Origin of the sequence: Marinobacter alexandrii (assembly GCF_005871205.1) — a bacterium.
GTDB lineage: Bacteria > Pseudomonadota > Gammaproteobacteria > Pseudomonadales > Oleiphilaceae > Marinobacter > Marinobacter alexandrii.
Genome location: NZ_SWKM01000012.1, coordinates 795,040 through 812,321, shown reverse-complemented (window position 1 = coordinate 812,321; position 17,282 = coordinate 795,040). Strand labels below are relative to the sequence as shown.

Annotated in this window: 18 protein-coding genes; 13 read left to right on the top strand and 5 right to left on the bottom strand. The window is 59.8% G+C overall.

Features of this window, described 5'->3' with window-relative positions; translation table 11 throughout:
* Positions 1-11 precede the first annotated feature (11 nt).
* The 10 genes from FCS96_RS10680 to FCS96_RS10635 all read left to right on the top strand — a co-directional run bounded on the left by FCS96_RS10680 (position 12) and on the right by FCS96_RS10635 (position 9,063).
* Positions 12-716, top strand: a complete 705-nt coding sequence (locus tag FCS96_RS10680; RefSeq protein WP_138440320.1) for a YggS family pyridoxal phosphate-dependent enzyme — start codon at positions 12-14, stop codon at positions 714-716.
* Positions 717-778: 62 nt separating this feature from the next.
* A complete protein-coding gene (proC, locus tag FCS96_RS10675) occupies positions 779-1,612 on the top strand; it encodes a pyrroline-5-carboxylate reductase (protein ID WP_138440319.1) in 834 nt (277 codons plus the stop codon).
* A 22-nt stretch (positions 1,613-1,634) separates the two neighbouring features.
* A complete protein-coding gene (locus FCS96_RS10670) occupies positions 1,635-2,219 on the top strand; it encodes a YggT family protein (protein WP_138440318.1) in 585 nt (194 codons plus the stop codon).
* Between the two features lie 257 nt (positions 2,220-2,476).
* Positions 2,477-4,441, top strand: coding sequence for a dynamin family protein (locus FCS96_RS10665; RefSeq protein WP_138440317.1), 1,965 nt, complete (start codon positions 2,477-2,479; stop codon positions 4,439-4,441).
* Between the two features lie 126 nt (positions 4,442-4,567).
* The gene (metX, locus tag FCS96_RS10660; protein WP_138440316.1) at positions 4,568-5,716 is read left to right on the top strand and encodes a homoserine O-succinyltransferase MetX; all 1,149 of its coding nucleotides are present in this window, start codon (positions 4,568-4,570) and stop codon (positions 5,714-5,716) included.
* Positions 5,713-6,318, top strand: a complete 606-nt coding sequence (gene metW / locus FCS96_RS10655) for a methionine biosynthesis protein MetW (RefSeq protein ID WP_138440315.1) — start codon at positions 5,713-5,715, stop codon at positions 6,316-6,318. Before metX ends, metW begins: the two co-directional genes overlap by 4 nt.
* Positions 6,319-6,359: 41 nt before the next feature.
* Positions 6,360-6,770, top strand: coding sequence for a DUF4426 domain-containing protein (locus FCS96_RS10650; RefSeq protein ID WP_228264084.1), 411 nt, complete (start codon positions 6,360-6,362; stop codon positions 6,768-6,770).
* 7 nt (positions 6,771-6,777) lie between these two features.
* Positions 6,778-7,377 (top strand): RdgB/HAM1 family non-canonical purine NTP pyrophosphatase, encoded by a 600-nt coding sequence (rdgB, locus tag FCS96_RS10645; RefSeq protein ID WP_138440313.1) that lies wholly within the window; start codon positions 6,778-6,780, stop codon positions 7,375-7,377.
* Positions 7,378-7,381: 4 nt separating this feature from the next.
* Positions 7,382-8,530, top strand: coding sequence for a radical SAM family heme chaperone HemW (gene hemW / locus FCS96_RS10640; protein WP_138440312.1), 1,149 nt, complete (start codon positions 7,382-7,384; stop codon positions 8,528-8,530).
* Positions 8,530-9,063 (top strand): hypothetical protein, encoded by a 534-nt coding sequence (locus FCS96_RS10635; RefSeq protein ID WP_138440311.1) that lies wholly within the window; start codon positions 8,530-8,532, stop codon positions 9,061-9,063. The genes hemW and FCS96_RS10635 overlap by 1 nt, the downstream gene beginning before the upstream one ends.
* A gap of 40 nt (positions 9,064-9,103) precedes the next feature.
* Here the strand turns inward: FCS96_RS10635 and trmB are convergent, their stop codons facing one another.
* The 3 genes from trmB to FCS96_RS10620 all read right to left on the bottom strand — a co-directional run bounded on the left by trmB (position 9,104) and on the right by FCS96_RS10620 (position 11,761).
* A complete protein-coding gene (gene trmB, locus FCS96_RS10630) occupies positions 9,104-9,838 on the bottom strand; it encodes a tRNA (guanosine(46)-N7)-methyltransferase TrmB (RefSeq protein WP_138440310.1) in 735 nt (244 codons plus the stop codon).
* 73 nt (positions 9,839-9,911) lie between these two features.
* The gene (locus FCS96_RS10625) at positions 9,912-11,444 is read right to left on the bottom strand and encodes a YifB family Mg chelatase-like AAA ATPase (protein WP_138440309.1); all 1,533 of its coding nucleotides are present in this window, start codon (positions 11,442-11,444) and stop codon (positions 9,912-9,914) included.
* Positions 11,445-11,506: 62 nt separating this feature from the next.
* Positions 11,507-11,761, bottom strand: coding sequence for an accessory factor UbiK family protein (locus FCS96_RS10620; protein WP_138440308.1), 255 nt, complete (start codon positions 11,759-11,761; stop codon positions 11,507-11,509).
* A 381-nt stretch (positions 11,762-12,142) separates the two neighbouring features.
* On the opposite strand from FCS96_RS10620, the gene glnK reads away from it, so the two are divergent.
* Positions 12,143-12,481 (top strand): P-II family nitrogen regulator, encoded by a 339-nt coding sequence (glnK, locus tag FCS96_RS10615; RefSeq protein ID WP_004578958.1) that lies wholly within the window; start codon positions 12,143-12,145, stop codon positions 12,479-12,481.
* 75 nt (positions 12,482-12,556) lie between these two features.
* Positions 12,557-13,828, top strand: a complete 1,272-nt coding sequence (locus FCS96_RS10610) for an ammonium transporter (RefSeq protein WP_138440307.1) — start codon at positions 12,557-12,559, stop codon at positions 13,826-13,828.
* 61 nt (positions 13,829-13,889) lie between these two features.
* On the opposite strand, the gene FCS96_RS20230 is transcribed toward FCS96_RS10610, so the two are convergent.
* Positions 13,890-14,087: a DUF6316 family protein gene (locus FCS96_RS20230; RefSeq protein ID WP_407658099.1), complete on the bottom strand. Its 198-nt coding sequence runs from the start codon at positions 14,085-14,087 to the stop codon at positions 13,890-13,892.
* A gap of 183 nt (positions 14,088-14,270) precedes the next feature.
* Positions 14,271-15,152 carry a polyamine aminopropyltransferase gene (speE, locus tag FCS96_RS10600; protein WP_138440305.1) on the bottom strand — a complete coding sequence of 294 codons (882 nt, stop codon included), beginning with the start codon at positions 15,150-15,152 and terminating at the stop codon, positions 14,271-14,273.
* 212 nt (positions 15,153-15,364) lie between these two features.
* Between speE and speA the strand changes: the two genes are divergently transcribed.
* Entirely contained in the window at positions 15,365-17,275 is a 1,911-nt protein-coding gene (gene speA, locus FCS96_RS10595; protein WP_138440304.1) for a biosynthetic arginine decarboxylase, read from the top strand.
* Positions 17,276-17,282 lie beyond the last annotated feature (7 nt).

Sequence of the window (17,282 nt, the reverse complement as noted above, 5' to 3'; positions counted from 1 at the left end):
GATTTCACACTATGAGCAGCATAGCAGACAACATCGGGAGCGTAACCCGACGCATACAAAAAGCAACATTGAAGGCGGGCCGGGAGCTGGGCTCAGTGCGCCTGTTGGCAGTCAGCAAGACCCGGACCGCTGACGATTTGCGAGCGGCAGTTGCTGCCGGACAGACCGCGTTCGGGGAAAACTACCTGCAGGAAGCCCTCGACAAGATTGACGCCCTCGCCGATAACAGCGGGATCGACTGGCACTTCATCGGTCCGATCCAGTCCAACAAAACCCGGCAGATCGCCGCCGCCTTTTCCTGGGTACACAGCGTCGACCGCCTCAAAGTTGCCCGACGCCTGAGTGAGCAACGGGCCACTGAACTGCCGCCATTGAATATCTGTCTCCAGGTCAACATTAACGAGGAAGACAGCAAGACCGGTTGCACGCTGGAGGAACTGCCCGACCTGGTGTTGGCCATCGGCGAGTTACCGAATCTGTCGCTGCGCGGTTTGATGGCCATCCCTGACCCGGATCAGCCCGAAGCAGAGCTGCGGCTCAGTTTTCGCCGGCTCACCCGGGCTCTGCACGATCTGAAGGCGCAATACCCGGACGCAGGGCCGCTGGACACGCTGTCCATGGGCATGTCCGGTGACCTGGAAGTTGCCATTGCCGAAGGCGCCACCTGGGTGCGCGTGGGCACCGATGTGTTTGGCGCCCGTCCCGCGAAGAGCTGAAGCTAACGGATCCTGTTATGATCAGGGCCGGACGTTTAACCGATCAACCGTTGGAGTGAACCTTGAGCACATCACCAACCATTTCATTCATTGGCGCCGGCAACATGGCCAGCGCCATCATTGGCGGTATGCTGGACAGCGGCTACAAAGCTGCAAACATCTGGGTCAGCGCGCCGGATGATGGCCACCTACAATCCATCCGCAAGAAGTTCGGCGTAAGCGTCACCACCGACAACCGCTATTGTGCCCAGCAGGCCGACATGGTCGTTCTGGCGGTCAAACCCCAGGTCATGGCCGATGTCTGCCGCGATATCGCGCCGGTAGTACAGAACACCCGCCCACTGATGGTTTCCATTGCCGCAGGCTTGACCGCCGAAACCCTGGACGAGTGGCTGGCTGGCGGTCTGCCGTTGGTTCGGGTTATGCCGAACACGCCGTCATTGGTCGGCAAAGGGGCCGCTGGCCTGTTTGCCAATGCCCAGGTGGAAGATGTGCAGAAGAAGATGGTCGAGTCGGTTTTCCAAAGCATCGGCTCTGCACTCTGGGTAGAGGACGAGAACCTGCTGCACGCGGTGACCGCGCTTTCAGGCAGTGGCCCGGCTTATTTCTTCCTGATGCTTGAAGCCCTGGAAGACGTCGCCGTCGACGCCGGTATCGAGGCAGGCACCGCCCGGGAGCTGGCCATCCAGACCATGGCCGGGGCAGCGGAAATGGCCGCATGCAGCGAGCACGACCCCGGTCAGCTCAAACGCAATGTTATGTCCCCCGGCGGCACCACCGAGCAGGCCATCAACACCTTCGAAGAAGGTGGGCTGCGCGAGCTGGTCCGCAAGGCGTACGGCGCAGCGTTTAAACGCTCGGAAGAAATGGCCCGCGAGCTGGCAGGCAAACAGTAACCGATAACGGAGACACGGCTTCATGCTGGCAGACATCCTGATTACGATCCTGCTCATTGCATCCACCTTTTACATGACCATCGTGCTGCTGCGGTTTCTGCTGCAGTTGGCCCGTGCGGACTTCTACAATCCGATTTCCCAGTTCGTGGTCAAGGCCACTAACCCGCCCCTGAAGCCTCTGCGCCGAGTCATTCCAGGCTGGGGTGGCATTGATGGCGCTTCACTGGTGCTGGCCATCGCCATTCAGGCGATCACCTTCCTGCTGATCCTGATCGCATTGAATGGCGGCATTCCGTCGTTTAACCCCATCACCCTGATGGTGTGGGCGGTGCTGAACGTGCTCGACCTGATCGTGAAGATCTATTTCTGGTCGGTGATTGCCGTGGTAGTCGTGAGCTGGATCGCCCCCGGCAGCAGCCACCCGGCGATTCAACTGGTCGCCCAGATCACCGAGCCGGTTATGCGACCAGTGCGCAACATCATGCCGTCCATGGGCGGCCTGGATCTGTCGCCAATCATCGTCTTCCTGATTCTGAACGTGATTTCGGTGGTCATCGAGCACATGAAAATGGCTGCGGGGCTCGGCTCAATCGGCCTCGGTTTGTAAACAGCATCTCAAAAATACATTCCGTAACAGTTTTCGACGAAATCGATTAATCCGAAGCTGCAAAGTCATCACCATGATTTTGCAGCTTTTTTATTGCAAGTCCTGCCGATATAGACGACAGTCTACTGAAGCCCTGCCTCCAAAGCTGCGGGGAAGAGGATACTATTACCAGCAGTTAATCCGCCCTCCAGAGCATCGTGCCCTAAGCACTCGGTAATCGCGTAGAAGGCTCGGTAGTAGCGCAGAAGGAAAGATCAATGAATCAGCAGGGAACTCTGTCGCAGCAGGTAGAGGCATACCACAACTGGAAGAAAGAGCTAATCCGACAGATTGGCCGCTACCGGTTATGGCTGCAGGACAACAATCTGTTTTCGGACGATGTCAGTACCCGTATCCGTCACGGCCTGGAACTGCTGGTTGAGGACGAACTGACCATTGCCTTTGTCGGCGAGTACTCCCGCGGCAAAACCGAGCTGATTAATGCCCTGTTCTTTTCCGAGTACGGCCAGCGCATGCTGCCGTCACAGGCCGGGCGCACCACCATGTGCCCGACCGAGCTGTTCTTCGATCGCAGCGCCAACCAGAACCATCTCCTGCTGTTACCGATAGAAACCCGCACCGGCGAGCTGTCGCTGCAGCAGCTGCGCAAGCAGCCCGAACGCTGGGTCAAGCACGAGCTTGACGAGCGCGACCCCGAAGTCATGCGCGAGGTGCTGGCAGAGGTGGCGCGGGTCAAGAGCGTGCGACCGGAAGAAGCCCGTCGCCTGGGCTTCGACGAGGACATGTTGGAGCATGATCGGAATAATCCCGGCCAGGTACTGGTGCCGGCCTGGCGTAACGCCCAGATCAGCATTCGCCATCCGCTGTTCGAGCGAGGCTTGCGCATTCTCGACACACCGGGGCTGAACGCCTTGGGCTCCGAGCCAGAGCTGACCATCAGCATGCTGCCCCGGGCCCATGCTGTCATTTTCGTCCTTAGTGCGGACACCGGCGTAACCGCCAGCGACCTGACGATATGGAAAGAGCACATTGACATCGAGCATGCCGATCACCGGGCCGGACGCTTTGCCGTCCTGAACAAGATCGACGTGCTCTGGGATGACCTTCAGGGCGAAAAGCACACCGAAGATGCCATTGAGCGGGTTCGCGAATACACCGCCGATCATCTGGGCATCCGCCAGCACGATGTCATTCCGCTATCCGCCAAACAGGGCCTGATCAGCCGGGTTCGCCAGGATGAGGCACTGTTTGAACGGTCCAACATTGGGCGGCTGGAGCAACTGATCATCCAGCGTATTCTGATGCACAAGGAGCAGTTGATTACCCAGAGTCTGATCAATGACCTGCTGGGCATGCTGCAAAACAGTCAGGCCGCGATGCAGACCCGATTGGATTCACTGCAGGAAGAACTGGCGGCCTGCTCCGGAACCACCATGGATAAGGAGGTGCTGGCCCGGCTCGCCGATCGCGCCCAGAAGGATTACGACTTCTACTACAAGAAACTGATCACATTGCGCTCCAGCCGTCGGCTGATGGATTCCCAAGGCCAGCAGCTAAAACAGCTGGTGGCCGAGAAGCGCTTTGAAGACCACGCCGAACGGATTCGCCAGTCAATGTCGAAAAGCTGGACCACGGCCGGTATGAACCGGGCCATGGACCAGTTCTTTGAGCTGCTTGAAAGTGACCTCACCAACCTGTTAAGCGAAGGTCACCTGGCGGAAAAAATGGTGGGTGCTATCTACCGGCGCTACAATGATGATACCCGGGCCCGTCACCTGGAACCCATTCCGCTGCGGGCCGGGCGCCACGTCATTGCCGTTCGGGAACTGCGCAAGAAAGAACGACGGTTCCGGATCAGCCCCACGAACCTGCTGACCGAGCAGTCGCTACTGGTCCGCCGCTTCTTCAATGTCATAGTCGGTGAAGCCCGCACCCTGCATGCCCGGGTGCAGGCCGATGTTGATCGCTGGCCCCGGGAGGCACTGTTGCCAATCATGCAGTACTCCATGGAACAGAAGCAGCTGCTGGAGCACCAGATCCGGCGCTTGAGGGACATGGTACGCAGTGACCGCGACAGCCGTGCCGAGCGGGAACGCCTGCAAAACACCATTTCCGACCTCAGCCGGCAACTGGAATTGGCGGACGCCATGCAACGCCAGATCCGCAAACCGGCCCCAACCCTGATTCAGCAAAAAGTCGTTAATATCTCCGGGGCGCTCTAAGCCCCGTCGCGCGCGCTCGCCACTGGTTGCAGCCATGACGGCCCGGCTTTAAACTGCTGGGCTGGCGATGGCTTTGTCATTGCTGTTCCAGATACTTACAGACCGAACCAGGAACCTGTCGCGCCAATGCCCGATTCCCTGCCCGCGGATTCTGTCGGAGTAGTTACCCCGCAGACTCTTCATTTCGACACGCCCATCGAGCTGGCCTGCGGCCAAGCCCTGGACAGCTACGACCTGGTGATTGAAACTTACGGTCAGCTGAACGCCGATGCCAGCAACGCCGTGCTTATCTGCCATGCCCTGAGCGGCCACCACCACGCGGCCGGCTACCACAGCACGGATGAGCGCAAGCCGGGCTGGTGGGACAGCTGCATCGGCCCCGGCAAGCCCATCGACACCAACCGTTTTTTTGTGGTGAGCCTGAACAACCTGGGCGGCTGTCATGGCAGCACCGGGCCTAATAGCGCTAACCCGGCCACCGGCAAGCCCTACGGGCCGGAGTTCCCCGTGATTACCGTTGGCGACTGGGTGAAAAGCCAGGCCTTGCTGGCGGATCGTCTGGGCATTCAATGCTGGGCGGCGGTGGTAGGTGGCTCACTCGGTGGTATGCAGGCATTACAGTGGAGCCTGGACTATCCGGAGCGACTGAAACATGCGGTAGTAATCGCCTCCACGCCCCGGCTTACGGCCCAGAATATCGCCTTCAATGAAGTGGCCAGGCAGGCCATCACCTCAGACCGGGAATTCCACGATGGTCGCTACTACGATTTCGACGTGGTGCCCCGGCGTGGCCTGATGCTGGCGCGCATGGTCGGGCACATCACTTACCTTTCCGACGCCTCCATGGGCGAGAAATTTGGTCGCGAGTTGAGGGACCAGGCCTACAAGTTCGGGTACGACGCCGAATTCCAGGTGGAAAGCTACCTGCGCTACCAGGGCGAGCGGTTTTCCGAGTCCTTCGATGCCAATACCTATTTGCTGATGACCAAGGCACTGGATTATTTTGACCCCGCCTACGACTATGGCGGCGACCTGGCCCGGGCGTTAGCGGAAGCCCGGTGCGAATTCCTGGTGCTGTCGTTCAGCACTGACTGGCGCTTCACTCCGGCCCGCTCGGAGGAATTGGTCAACGCCATGATTGCCGCCCGGCGCAAAGTCAGCTATTCCGAAATAGACGCACCCTGGGGCCACGACGCGTTTCTGATCCCGACGCCCCGCTACACCGACATTTTCACCGCCTACATGGATCGGGTAGCCAGGGAGGTGAGCCAATGAGACCGGATCTTGAAATCATCCAGCAATGGATCCAGCCCGGCTATCACGTGCTGGATCTCGGCTGCGGTGACGGCACCCTGCTCGACTACCTGCAACGGGAGCGTGGCGCCAGCGGCTTTGGCCTGGAGATTAACCCCGAGCACATCACCACCTGCATGGGCCGTGGGGTCGCCGTCATTGAGCAAAACCTGGACACTCAGGGCCTCGGCAACTTCGACGACGGCAGTTTCGATACCGTGCTCATGACCCAGGCATTGCAGGCAGTGCGCCGCCCGGACAAGGTGCTGGACGAAATGCTGCGGGTCGGCCGCGAAGGCATTGTCACTTTCCCCAACTTCGCCCATTGGCGTTTGCGCTGGGGCCTGGCCTTGAGCGGTCGTATGCCCGAATCCGAAGCCCTACCGTATAAATGGTACAACACCCCCAACATCCGGTTGTGCACGTTCAAGGATTTTGAAGCCCTGTGCCGTCAGAAGGGCATTCGCATCAAAAGCCGACGGGTGGTCGACGGCCAGCACCAAAACAGTTGGCTGGCCCGGTTGTGGCCCAACCTGCTGGGAGAGGTTGCCATCTATCGCATCACACGGGAGAACGAACAATGAGACTCACACAGCGTCTTTGTCTGTATGCCCTTTCCACCGTAATGTCGCTGTCGTTTGCCATGCACGTACACGCAGCCGGCAACCAGGACTTTGGTGACATCCAGATCCACTGGAGCGTCCTGCCCAGCACCTTCCTTTCTCCGGAAGTGGCCAAGGCCAACAACCTGCAGCGTAGCAAGGGCATTGGAATCATCAACATCGCGATTATGAAGGAAAACGACGACGGAACCATGTCGCCGATGGGTGGCCAGGTTGAAGGCAAGGTCTCCAACGATATCCAGCAGGTCCGATTCCTGGCCTTTCGCCGCGTGCAGGAAGGTGACGCGGTGTATTTCATCGCCGAGTACCAGTACAGCTCCGGGGAACTGATGACCTTCAATGTCACGGCACGCCCCACCGGCGAACAGCGAGACCTGCCGGTCCGATTTGCGCACACACTGTTCAGCGACTGAGTAAGCCATGACTGACAAAATTGTGATTGCCAGCAACAACCAGGGCAAGATCGCAGAGCTGACCGATCTGCTCGCGCCCCTGGGCATGATGCCTGTGGCACAGGGTCAGCTGGGTGTCGGCGAAGCTGAGGAGCCGGCCGTGACCTTTGTGGAAAACGCCATCCTCAAGGCTCGGCACGCCTCCCGGATAACAGGCCTGCCAGCGCTGGCCGACGACAGCGGGCTGGCGGTGGATCACCTGGGTGGCCAGCCGGGGGTGCGCTCAGCCCGCTACGCCGGCGACAACGCCAGCGATCAGGACAACGTCGACGCGCTGTTGGCCGCCATGGCCTCGGTACCCGAAGGCCAGCGAGGCGCACAATTCCATTGCGTACTGGTGTTTCTGCGGCATGCCGACGACCCTACGCCGATCGTCTGCCACGGCCGCTGGCCCGGAGCTATTCTGTCCGCGCCCGCCGGTGACGGTGGCTTCGGTTATGATCCGGTGTTCTGGGTTTCCGAGCACCAGTGCAGTGCCGCCGAGCTGACCCGGGCTGAAAAGAGCCGCATCAGTCACCGGGGGCGCGCCCTGGCCCAACTGGCGCATCAACTGAAGGCAGGAGCGTGACGCCGTGACCGCCCCTGCGTCGGTGGTGGTCACACCGCCGCTGAGCCTGTACCTGCACATGCCCTGGTGCGTGCGCAAATGCCCCTACTGCGATTTCAATTCCCACGCGGTCAAGCACGAGATCCCGGAAACGGCGTACCTAAAGGCCCTGCTGGAAGACCTCGACCAGGACCTTGGCTTTGCCTCGGACCGGGAAATCCAGACGGTATTCATCGGCGGCGGCACCCCCTCGCTGATGACGGGTGAGTTCTATCACACCCTATTCCGGGAACTGCGGGCTCGCTTGAACCTGGCGCCGGATGCCGAGATCACCCTTGAGGCCAACCCGGGCACCCTGGAGGAAGGCCGCTTTGAAGCCTTCCGGGCCGCTGGCATCAATCGCCTGTCCATTGGCGTACAGAGTTTCAACAGCACCCATTTGCAGGCACTGGGCCGGATCCACGACAGCAATGCCGCGCACCGGGCCATCGAAGCGGCCCGCCAGGCCGGCTTCGACAATTTCAACGTCGACTTGATGCACGGCTTGCCGGGCCAGACCCCGGCAGACGCCATCGCCGACCTCAAGGCTGCGCTCAGCCACAATCCGGCGCACCTGTCCTGGTATCAGCTGACGCTGGAGCCGAACACCGAATTCTACAGTCGCCCGCCCCGGTTGCCCGATGACGACCGGCTGTGGGAGATCTACCGTCAGGGTGGCGATTTCCTGCGCCAGCAGGGGTTCCGAGACTACGAAGTCTCAGCCTGGAGCCGCCCGGGACAGGCATCACGCCACAATCTCAACTACTGGACCTTCGGTGACTATTTGGCGCTGGGAGCCGGTGCCCACGGTAAAATCAGTCTCGCCGACGGCAGCATCAGGCGGTACTGGAAAACCCGGCAACCGGAAGCCTACCTGAACCGGATTGGCAGTCGAACGGCGGGCACCGAACCGATTGACATCGAGGACCTGCCGCTGGAGTTCCTGATGAATGCCCTGCGGCTGACGGAAGGGGTGGAGGAAACACTGTTTACCGAGCGTACGGGTTTACCCCTGTCTTCAGTTGCGGTAAAACTTGATCAGTTGCGTGACGAAGAATTGCTGGAGCAGCATCGCCTGCAAGCCACTGATCTGGGCCAGCGATACCTGAATAGCCTGTTGGAGCGTTTTCTGTAATGGACTGGATGAAAGAACTCGCAGCGCTACCCAAGACCCTGAGGGCGACGCTGATCGCCGCGCTGGTGCTGCTTGTGGCCCTGATCCTGGTCAACCAACCGTTGCAGACTGGCTCGGCACCTCAAGGCATTGTCAGCTTTCAGATGGCCGGAACCGCGGATCAGGCCCATGCCATTCTCCGTAGCTGGCGCTCGGGCGGCGAAGTCTGGGCTCAGGTCTCGTTGTGGCTCGATTTCCTGTTTATTCCCGCCTATCTGCTGGCGCTGATCCAGCTCACCCGACACTTTACACGGGATCGTCCCGGTGTCCGTGAGCGTATGGTTGCCCGCTGGATCCGCGCGCTGTTCGTCGCGGCCGGCCTCAGTGACGTCACCGAGAACATCCTGCTGCTGAACAACTTCAATCCGCCGACCGACGTGGTCAGCCTGTCCGCCACCATCTGTGCCCTGATCAAGTACACCGGACTGACCCTGGGCATTGCCGGCCTGGTCATTGTTCGGGCGTCACGCCGTCACCCGCTAGCTCACGGCTGACGACTGTCGACTGTCGACTTCCGGCATTAGACTTAACGAGTTAGTTAGTACGGTGAAACAGTAGATCCCAGACGCCATGACCGAGTCGCTCACCGCGCTTTTCAAACTTGGTGATGGGCCGGTCTTCGGGCCGCGGTGAGAAAACACCGTTGTCCTGAGTATTAGCAAACCCTTCCGATTCGCTCATAACTTCCATCATGTGCTCGGAGTAGTTCTCCCAATCCGTTGCCAGGTGAAGGATGCCACCAACCCGCAGCTTATGACGGATGCGCTGCACGAACTCGTGCTGGATCAGGCGACGCTTGTGGTGCTTTTTCTTGTGCCAGGGATCCGGGAAGAACACCATCACCCGATCCAGACAGGCGTCCGGCAGGCACAGATCGATGACGTCGTTGGCGTCAATGCTATAGACCCGGACATTCTCCAGACCACGATCTTCCACTTCCTTCAGCAGGGCGCCGACGCCCGGCAGGTGCACTTCCACACCGATGAAATCCTGCTCCGGCGCGGCCTCGGCCATTTCCGCCAGCGAATGGCCCATGCCAAAACCGATTTCCAGGTTCAGCATGGCTTCGCGACCGAACACCTCCCGTGGGTCAATCATGCCGTCTTCGCGAGTGAGACCGTACTTCGGCCAGCTGCGCTCATAGGCTTTCTTCTGGCCCTCGGTCATCCGGCCCTGGCGAAGCACGAAGCTGCGAATGCCTCGGCGAGTGGTTACCGGCGACTCTGGCGCTGCTTCCTTCGGCTCGTGCGGGTCTTTCTGGTCGGTCATCTGAAGTCCTCAACCGCAGGCTGCGGGTCTGTTTAAACATGATTTTGGCGACAGTTTACCAGAGTGTACGGGCTCAGGAGGACACCAGGGCATTCTGCCCATGCTGGCGATCAAGCTGACGATAGCCCAGCGCCTCGACCAGATGACTGTGCGCCAGGTGTTCGACCCCGTCCAGATCCGCCAGGGTGCGCGCCACCCTTAGAATACGGTGCAGGGCCCGGGCCGACAGCCCCAACTTCTCCATGGCACCGGTGAGCAAACTCTCGCCCTCGGTATCCAGGCGACAGACTTCTTGCAAGGCGCGGCCGCTCAGCTCCGAATTCAACTGTTTACGCCTGTTTTGCCGGGCGCGTGCCTGCACAACCCGACTTCGGACCAAGGCACTGGATTCGGCGCCGCCGGCCTGCCCCATCAGAATGTCACCACCTTGAACCGGCACTTCCACGTGCAGGTCGAACCGGTCCAGCAATGGCCCGGAGATCTTCGACCGGTAGCGCAACACCTGCTGCGGCGTGCACTGACATTCAATGGTCGGGTGGCCACTGAAGCCACAGGGACATGGGTTCATGGCGCCCACCACCTGAAACCGGGCCGGGAACCGAACCTGGCGAGCGGCCCGGCTGATGGCGATTTCCCCGGTTTCCATGGGTTCACGCAGCACTTCCAGAACCCGCCGTTCAAACTCAGGTAGCTCGTCGAGAAACAGTACGCCCCGATGCGCCAGGGAGATTTCACCGGGCCGCGGGCTACTGCCACCACCGACCATGGCAACGGCAGAGGCGGTGTGATGGGGCGCCCTAAATGGCGGGCTGTGCCAGTCATCCGTGGCCAGGGCCAGACCGGCAACGGAATGAACACTGGCCACTTCCATCGCGGCGTCATCCTCCAGATCCGGCAGAATGCCGGGCAATCGGCTGGCCAACATACTCTTACCGGTGCCCGGTGGACCAAAGAACAGCAAGTTGTGATTGCCGGCGGCGGCCACCTCCAGGGCTCTTCGGGGCACCGCCTGGCCACGGACATCGGCCAGATCCGGGAGCTCACCAGCTGATTCCGATGCCGGCGTACGCGGAGCCCTGGCCACCGGCACCAGCCGGGCACGGGCGGCCAGATGCTCAACCACCGCCAGCAAATGCCCGGCCGCCAGGACCTCGCCCTGACTGGCCAGGGCCGCCTCAGCGGCATTGGCCTGGGGCACCAACAGCGCCCGGCCTGCCGCCCGGGCCGCCAGCACCGACGGCAAGACACCATTCAGCGGGCGAAGCGCTCCGTCCAGGGATAACTCCCCGACGAATTCGTGGGCAGACAGGCTATCAGCGGGAATCTGGCCCGAGGCGGCAAGAATACCCAGGGCGATGGGCAGATCGAAACGACCACCCTCTTTTGGCAGATCGGCTGGCGCCAGGTTGATGGTGATGCGGCGGGCGGGGAATTCAAAACCGGCATTTAGCAAAGCGCTGCGAACGCGCTCACGACTCTCCCGGACACCGGTTTCCGGCAGCCCGACAATTGAGAGCGCGGGCAGACCGCCCGAGAGATGGACTTCAACGGTCACCGCAGGCGCGGAGACCCCCACGCTGGCGCGCGAGTGGACAATGGCAAGCATGACAACCTTCCCTGGTTAACATAGATACAATCGGCCCGATTTCCATTCAGGCCATCGCCGGGTTATCTCTCTTGTAGCTTTTGCTCGAGAGCGGCTACCCGGTGTTCCAGTGCGTCGACCTTTTCCCGGGTTTTCATCAGCACCGCCTGCTGGGCATCAAATTCCTCCCGGGTGACCAGTTCTAGCCGGGACAGAACCGACATCACCGTGGCCCGGGCCTGGGTCTCGAAATCCTCACGGGCAGCCCGCGCCATATCCGGAACGAATTGACCAAACTGGCCCTGCAATTGGGCGAAAATATCCTGCGGACCTTTCACGCATCACCTCTACTGGTTGGAATAATGGCCGGTTTTACGACCAGACACGGGGCCTGCACCGGTACGCGGGAGTGTATCACACCGCGCCCCCTGCCATACTGTAGCCGGTCGACTGTATAATGACCCACGCCGTCCCGCTGAGCCGCTCTAATTTGGCCCATTACGGGGCGCGATGCCCGATTTTGGTGCGCAGTTTTGCGCCAATCTGGGACAGCCATTCGCTAGCTGGCTGTTATTTAAGAATTTTTTTGCGTTGGCACACCCGATGCTAAAGCTCTCGTACGCAATCCGCACAGTTGGTGTGCGAGGTGGCAGCATTCCGAACCCAGCCGCTGGCCCAGAGGCCCTTGAAGTTGGGACGGCTTTACCAAGGAGAAAGCAATGAAACTTGTGACAGCGATCATCAAGCCTTTCAAGTTGGATGATGTCCGTGAGGCACTATCCGAGATTGGCGTGCAAGGCGTAACCGTCACTGAAGTCAAAGGCTTCGGTCGACAGAAGGGCCACACCGAACTGTACCGTGGCGCAGAGTACGTAGTTGATTTCCTGCCCAAAGTTAAGGTTGAAGTTGCCATTGGCGACAACCTGCTTGACCAGGTTATTGAGTCCATTACCAAGGCAGCCAACACTGGCAAGATCGGTGACGGCAAGATCTTCGTGACTGAACTGGAGCAAGCCATCCGGATCCGGACTGGCGAAACCGGCGAAGAAGCGGTCTGATCCAGATCTAAGAAAAAAGACTTAGCCAGCGCAAAAAAACTTATAACCTGAAAAGCCTCGTGCGGAGGGCTTCAAATGGAAAGCAATCTTTTTCACCTGCAATACGCAATAGATACCTTTTATTTCCTGGTGTGCGGCGCATTAGTAATGTGGATGGCCGCGGGCTTCGCCATGCTGGAAGCCGGCCTGGTGCGCTCCAAGAACACCACCGAAATTCTGACCAAAAACGTGGCACTGTTTGCCATCTCCTGCATCATGTACCTGGTGTGCGGTTACGCCATCATGTACGGCGGCAATATCTTCCTGTCCGGCATCGCCGACGTTGATACCGCTGCCGTTCTGGGTGATTTCGCCGGCCGTGAAGACGGCTTCGAGGGTGGTTCCATCTACTCCGGCGCTTCTGACTTCTTCTTCCAGGTGGTTTTTGTCGCTACCGCCATGTCCATCGTCTCCGGTGCCGTGGCCGAGCGTATGAAACTCTGGGCCTTCCTGATCTTCGCGGTTGTCATGACTGGCTTCATCTACCCGATGGAAGGTGCATGGACCTGGGGCGGCGCGTCTGTCTTCGGCATGTACTCTCTGGGCGACCTCGGCTTCAGTGACTTTGCCGGCTCCGGCATCGTTCACATGGCTGGTGCAGCAGCGGCTCTGGCGGGTGTCATCCTGCTGGGTGCCCGTAAAGGCAAGTACGGTGCGAACGGCGAAATCCGCGCTTTCCCGGGTGCCAACCTGCCGCTGGCTACTCTGGGCACTTTCATCCTGTGGATGGGCTGGTTCGGCTTCAACGGTGGCTCGGTGCTGAAGCTGGGCGACATCGCCAGCGCCAACTCGGTAGCCATGGTGTTCCTGAACACCAACACCGCCGCTGCCGGTGGTGCGATTGCAGCTCTGATCACAGCTCGCCTGATGTTTGGCAAGGCCGACCTGACCATGCTGCTGAACGGCGCCCTGGCTGGCCTGGTGGTTATCACCGCTGAACCGTCCACTCCGAGCGCCCTGACCGCGACCCTGTTCGGCGCCTTTGGCGGTGTCTTGGTGGTACTGAGCATCGTCACCATGGACAAGCTGCGTATCGACGATCCAGTTGGTGCTATCTCAGTTCACGGTGTCTGCGGACTGCTAGGTCTGCTGCTGGTTCCGGTCACCAACAGTGGCGCCAGCTTCGGCGGCCAGATTGTCGGCGCAATCACCATCTTCGCCTGGGTCTTCGTAGCCAGCCTGGTTGTCTGGGGCATCCTGAAAGCCGTAATTGGCCTGCGGGTCAGCGAAGAAGACGAGTACGAAGGTGTGGATCTGTCCGAGTGTGGCATGGAAGCCTACCCGGAATTCGTGAGCGCCAAGCCGTAAAGCGTCTCTCGATCCCAACCAAAAAGGCGCCCTTCGAGGCGCCTTTTTTCATGGTCAGACTTTAGTGTGCTGGCTGGGTCAAATACGACTGGTACTCAGCCTTTTGCAGATACAATCGCAATTCCAGTAAAGCTTCTAGCTCAGACTCAAAAGGCCCTTCTATTGAACCCTCCCGGGTTTCAAAGAAATACTCACCGTTTACCGAACTCAGCCGCTCTGACCGGAACCAGTTTTTCTCAGACTCCCCTTGTCGCACCATCATGGCTCCCTCTCCTGGCGTGGCCGCTATCTCCGATCAATTCCCACTGCCCCATCAGTCTAGTCAATCCATCCAGGCCCGTAGAGATCATCTTGATCAAAGCAACGGGCCGCTCATAGCGGGAAAGAATGACAGCCCTGAAACAAGCCTGATCAGGATACAGGTTCGAGTGCGGGCGCCGGCTCAGCCCTCACCAGGAATGACATGATCCTCCAGTTCATCAACCATGAACTGAGGCATCGCCAGGGCACCGTGATGGGTTCCAGGGTTGTAGTAGCGGGTAACAAACGGACGGTTCTCGGCATCCTCCTCCCGGAAATAGCGTACCGGCTTTTCCTTGCCGGCCATGGTGCAACTCCACCAGCCCGTGGGGTAAACCGGTTGCGGAAATGGCAGGGTCTGGACGTGATCAAAGCCGGCCTTGCGCATATCCTCATGGATCGACTTGATGATCGTGCGGGTGTGCAACAGCGGGGATTCACTCTGCTGCACGATCAGGCCGCCGTCACGCAGGGCCAGCATGGCATCACGATAGAAATCGAGGGCAAACAGGCCTTCGGCCGGACCGACCGGATCGGTGCTGTCGATGATGATCAGATCGAGGCTGTTGGGCTCAATGTCTCGAATCCACTGGATGCCATCACCAAAGAAGAAATTGGCCCGGGGATCGCCGTTGGATTCACACAGCTCCGGGAAGTACTTCTCCGAAACCCGGGTGACCCGCTCATCAATTTCCACCTGCCAGGCTTCTTCCACGCCCGGGTGCTTGAGCACTTCTTTCAGGGTGCCACAATCGCCGCCGCCGATGATGACTACTTTGCGCGGGTCTTTGTGGGTGAACAGGGCCGGGTGAGTCATCATCTCGTGGTACAGGAAGTTGTCCCGGCTGGTCAGCATCACACAACCATCCAGCACCATCAGGTTGCCGAAAGTTTCGGTTTCATAGATTTCCAGCTTCTGGAACGGCGTCTGCTCCTCGTGCACCTTGTTCTTCACCTGCAGGGAAAACGCCGTCCCTTGATCCTGAAATACTTCGGTAAACCAACCTTCGTTCAATGCCGTCATCGTACTTCTCCTGCTGTGGTCCATGAGCCGGGTTAAAGGGCGTATTGTAGGCATGCCACTCCGGCAGCTAAAGCTTTAATCGCCGGACTTGCCCTGTAGTTTCCACACCCGGTTCTTTTAGCCGGCGGGCGGAATCCATACAATGGCGACCATACAGCCGGCCGCACCTGCCTCCATCTCGCCGGCCCCGGTTTTCTGAAAGGATAGCAAGCATGAGCGAATCCAGCGGCACTGCTGCCCACAAGGTCTACAACATTGCCCATTGGAGCGATGGCTACATCGGTGTCAATGAGCAGGGCGAGGTGCTGATCCGCCCGGATCGGGGCCTCAGTCCGGCCCGCATCAATCTGCCGGACCTGACCGAGTCACTGCTGCAATCCGGCATCCAGCTACCCGTGCTTATCCGCTTTACCGACATCCTGCATGATCGAGTCAATAAACTGTGCGGCGCCTTCAACAAGGTCGCCGGCGATCAGGGCTATCAGGGCCAGTACACTGCGGTGTACCCGATCAAGGTCAACCAGCAGCGCCGGGTCGTGGAAGAGCTGTTGTCGGCCGAACCGGCCGCTAGCCAGGGCCAGATCGGCCTGGAGGCCGGCAGCAAACCCGAGCTGATGGCGGTTCTGGCCATGTCCCGACAGCCCGGCTCGGTTATTGTCTGCAACGGCTATAAGGATCGGGAATACATTCGTCTGGCACTGATCGGCCAGAAGCTGGGTCACCGGGTCTTCATCGTGGTGGAAAAACAGTCGGAACTGCCGCTGATCCTGGACGAAGCCCGGGATCTTGGCGTGTCGCCACTGATTGGTGTCCGCGCCCGCCTGGCCACCATTGGCAAGGGCAACTGGCAGAACACCGGCGGCGAGAAATCCAAGTTCGGGCTGTCCGCCAGCCAGGTACTGGATGTGGTCAACACTCTGCGCCAGGCCGGTGCCCTCGACACCTTGCAGTTACTGCACTTTCACCTGGGATCGCAAATTGCCAACATCCGCGACATCCAGACCGGCCTGCGGGAATGCGCACGCTTCTACAGCGAGTTGCGCCAGTTGGGCGCGCCCATCGATACTGTGGATATCGGTGGCGGCCTGGGCGTGGACTACGAGGGCACCCGCTCCCGTAGCAGTTGCTCAATGAACTACAGCGTGCACGAATACGCCTACAACGTGATTCATGTCCTGCAGACCGAATGCGACCGTTACGGCATTCCGCATCCGCACCTGATCAGTGAATCGGGCCGAGCCCTGACCGCGCATCATTCGGTGTTGGTCACCAACGTGATTGACCAGGAAGTACCCCAGGATCGCACCCCCGAGCAGCCATCGCCGGAAGCACCAGGGCCGCTGCATGACTTATGGCGGGATCTGCTCAGCCTGGAGGATTCAGACACCCCTCGCTCGCTGGCCGAGATCTACCACGACGTGCTCCATGCCATGGCCGACGTCCATGGCCAGTTCGCCCATGGTGTGCTGTCGCTACCGGAACGGGCCGACGCCGAAACCCTTTACACCCGCTGCTGCCGTCTGCTTCGAAACCAGTTGAATTCGGCCAATCGGGCGCACCGGGAGATCATTGACGAACTGAATGAGAAGCTGGCTGAGAAACTATTCGTGAACTTCTCACTGTTTCAGTCACTTCCGGACGTCTGGGGCATTGACCAGATCTTCCCGGTGATGCCCATCAGCGGCCTGAACCGGCCGATGAATCGCCGCGCCGTCATCCAGGACATCACCTGCGATTCCGATGGCCGCATTGACCGGTACGTCGACGGCCAGGGCACCGAAACCACCCTGCCACTGCCGGAGGAAACCCCGGGCGAGCCACTGCTAATGGGCTTCTTCATGACCGGGGCCTACCAGGAAATTCTCGGCGACATGCACAACCTGTTTGGGGACACCCATTCGGTGGACGTCCAGCTGAACCTGGAGGGCGGCTTCAGCATTGGTCAGCCGATCACCGGGGATACCGTTTCCAAGGTGCTGCGCTACGTCAACTTCGAGCCCGAGGCCCTGCTGCAGACCTACCGGCGGAAATTCGACGCCAGTGACCTGTCCGAGAGCCAGCGGACACAGTTGCTGGCAGAATTGACTGCAGGCCTGGAGGGCTACACCTACCTGGAAGAATGAACCCGGC

Excerpts from the sequence above, each read along its gene's own strand:
- FCS96_RS10680 (WP_138440320.1), top strand. The coding sequence starts at position 12 with ATGAGCAGCATAGCAGACAACATCGGGAGCGTAACCCGACGCATACAA.
- FCS96_RS10670 (WP_138440318.1), top strand. The coding sequence starts at position 1,635 with ATGCTGGCAGACATCCTGATTACGATCCTGCTCATTGCATCCACCTTT.
- FCS96_RS10665 (WP_138440317.1), top strand. The coding sequence starts at position 2,477 with ATGAATCAGCAGGGAACTCTGTCGCAGCAGGTAGAGGCATACCACAAC.
- metX (WP_138440316.1), top strand. The coding sequence starts at position 4,568 with ATGCCCGATTCCCTGCCCGCGGATTCTGTCGGAGTAGTTACCCCGCAG.
- metW (WP_138440315.1), top strand. The coding sequence starts at position 5,713 with ATGAGACCGGATCTTGAAATCATCCAGCAATGGATCCAGCCCGGCTAT.
- FCS96_RS10650 (WP_228264084.1), top strand. The coding sequence starts at position 6,360 with ATGTCGCTGTCGTTTGCCATGCACGTACACGCAGCCGGCAACCAGGAC.
- rdgB (WP_138440313.1), top strand. The coding sequence starts at position 6,778 with ATGACTGACAAAATTGTGATTGCCAGCAACAACCAGGGCAAGATCGCA.
- FCS96_RS10635 (WP_138440311.1), top strand. The coding sequence starts at position 8,530 with ATGGACTGGATGAAAGAACTCGCAGCGCTACCCAAGACCCTGAGGGCG.
- trmB (WP_138440310.1), bottom strand. The coding sequence starts at position 9,838 with ATGACCGACCAGAAAGACCCGCACGAGCCGAAGGAAGCAGCGCCAGAG.
- FCS96_RS10625 (WP_138440309.1), bottom strand. The coding sequence starts at position 11,444 with ATGCTTGCCATTGTCCACTCGCGCGCCAGCGTGGGGGTCTCCGCGCCT.
- glnK (WP_004578958.1), top strand. The coding sequence starts at position 12,143 with ATGAAACTTGTGACAGCGATCATCAAGCCTTTCAAGTTGGATGATGTC.
- FCS96_RS10610 (WP_138440307.1), top strand. The coding sequence starts at position 12,557 with ATGGAAAGCAATCTTTTTCACCTGCAATACGCAATAGATACCTTTTAT.
- FCS96_RS20230 (WP_407658099.1), bottom strand. The coding sequence starts at position 14,087 with ATGGTGCGACAAGGGGAGTCTGAGAAAAACTGGTTCCGGTCAGAGCGG.
- speE (WP_138440305.1), bottom strand. The coding sequence starts at position 15,152 with ATGACGGCATTGAACGAAGGTTGGTTTACCGAAGTATTTCAGGATCAA.
- speA (WP_138440304.1), top strand. The coding sequence starts at position 15,365 with ATGAGCGAATCCAGCGGCACTGCTGCCCACAAGGTCTACAACATTGCC.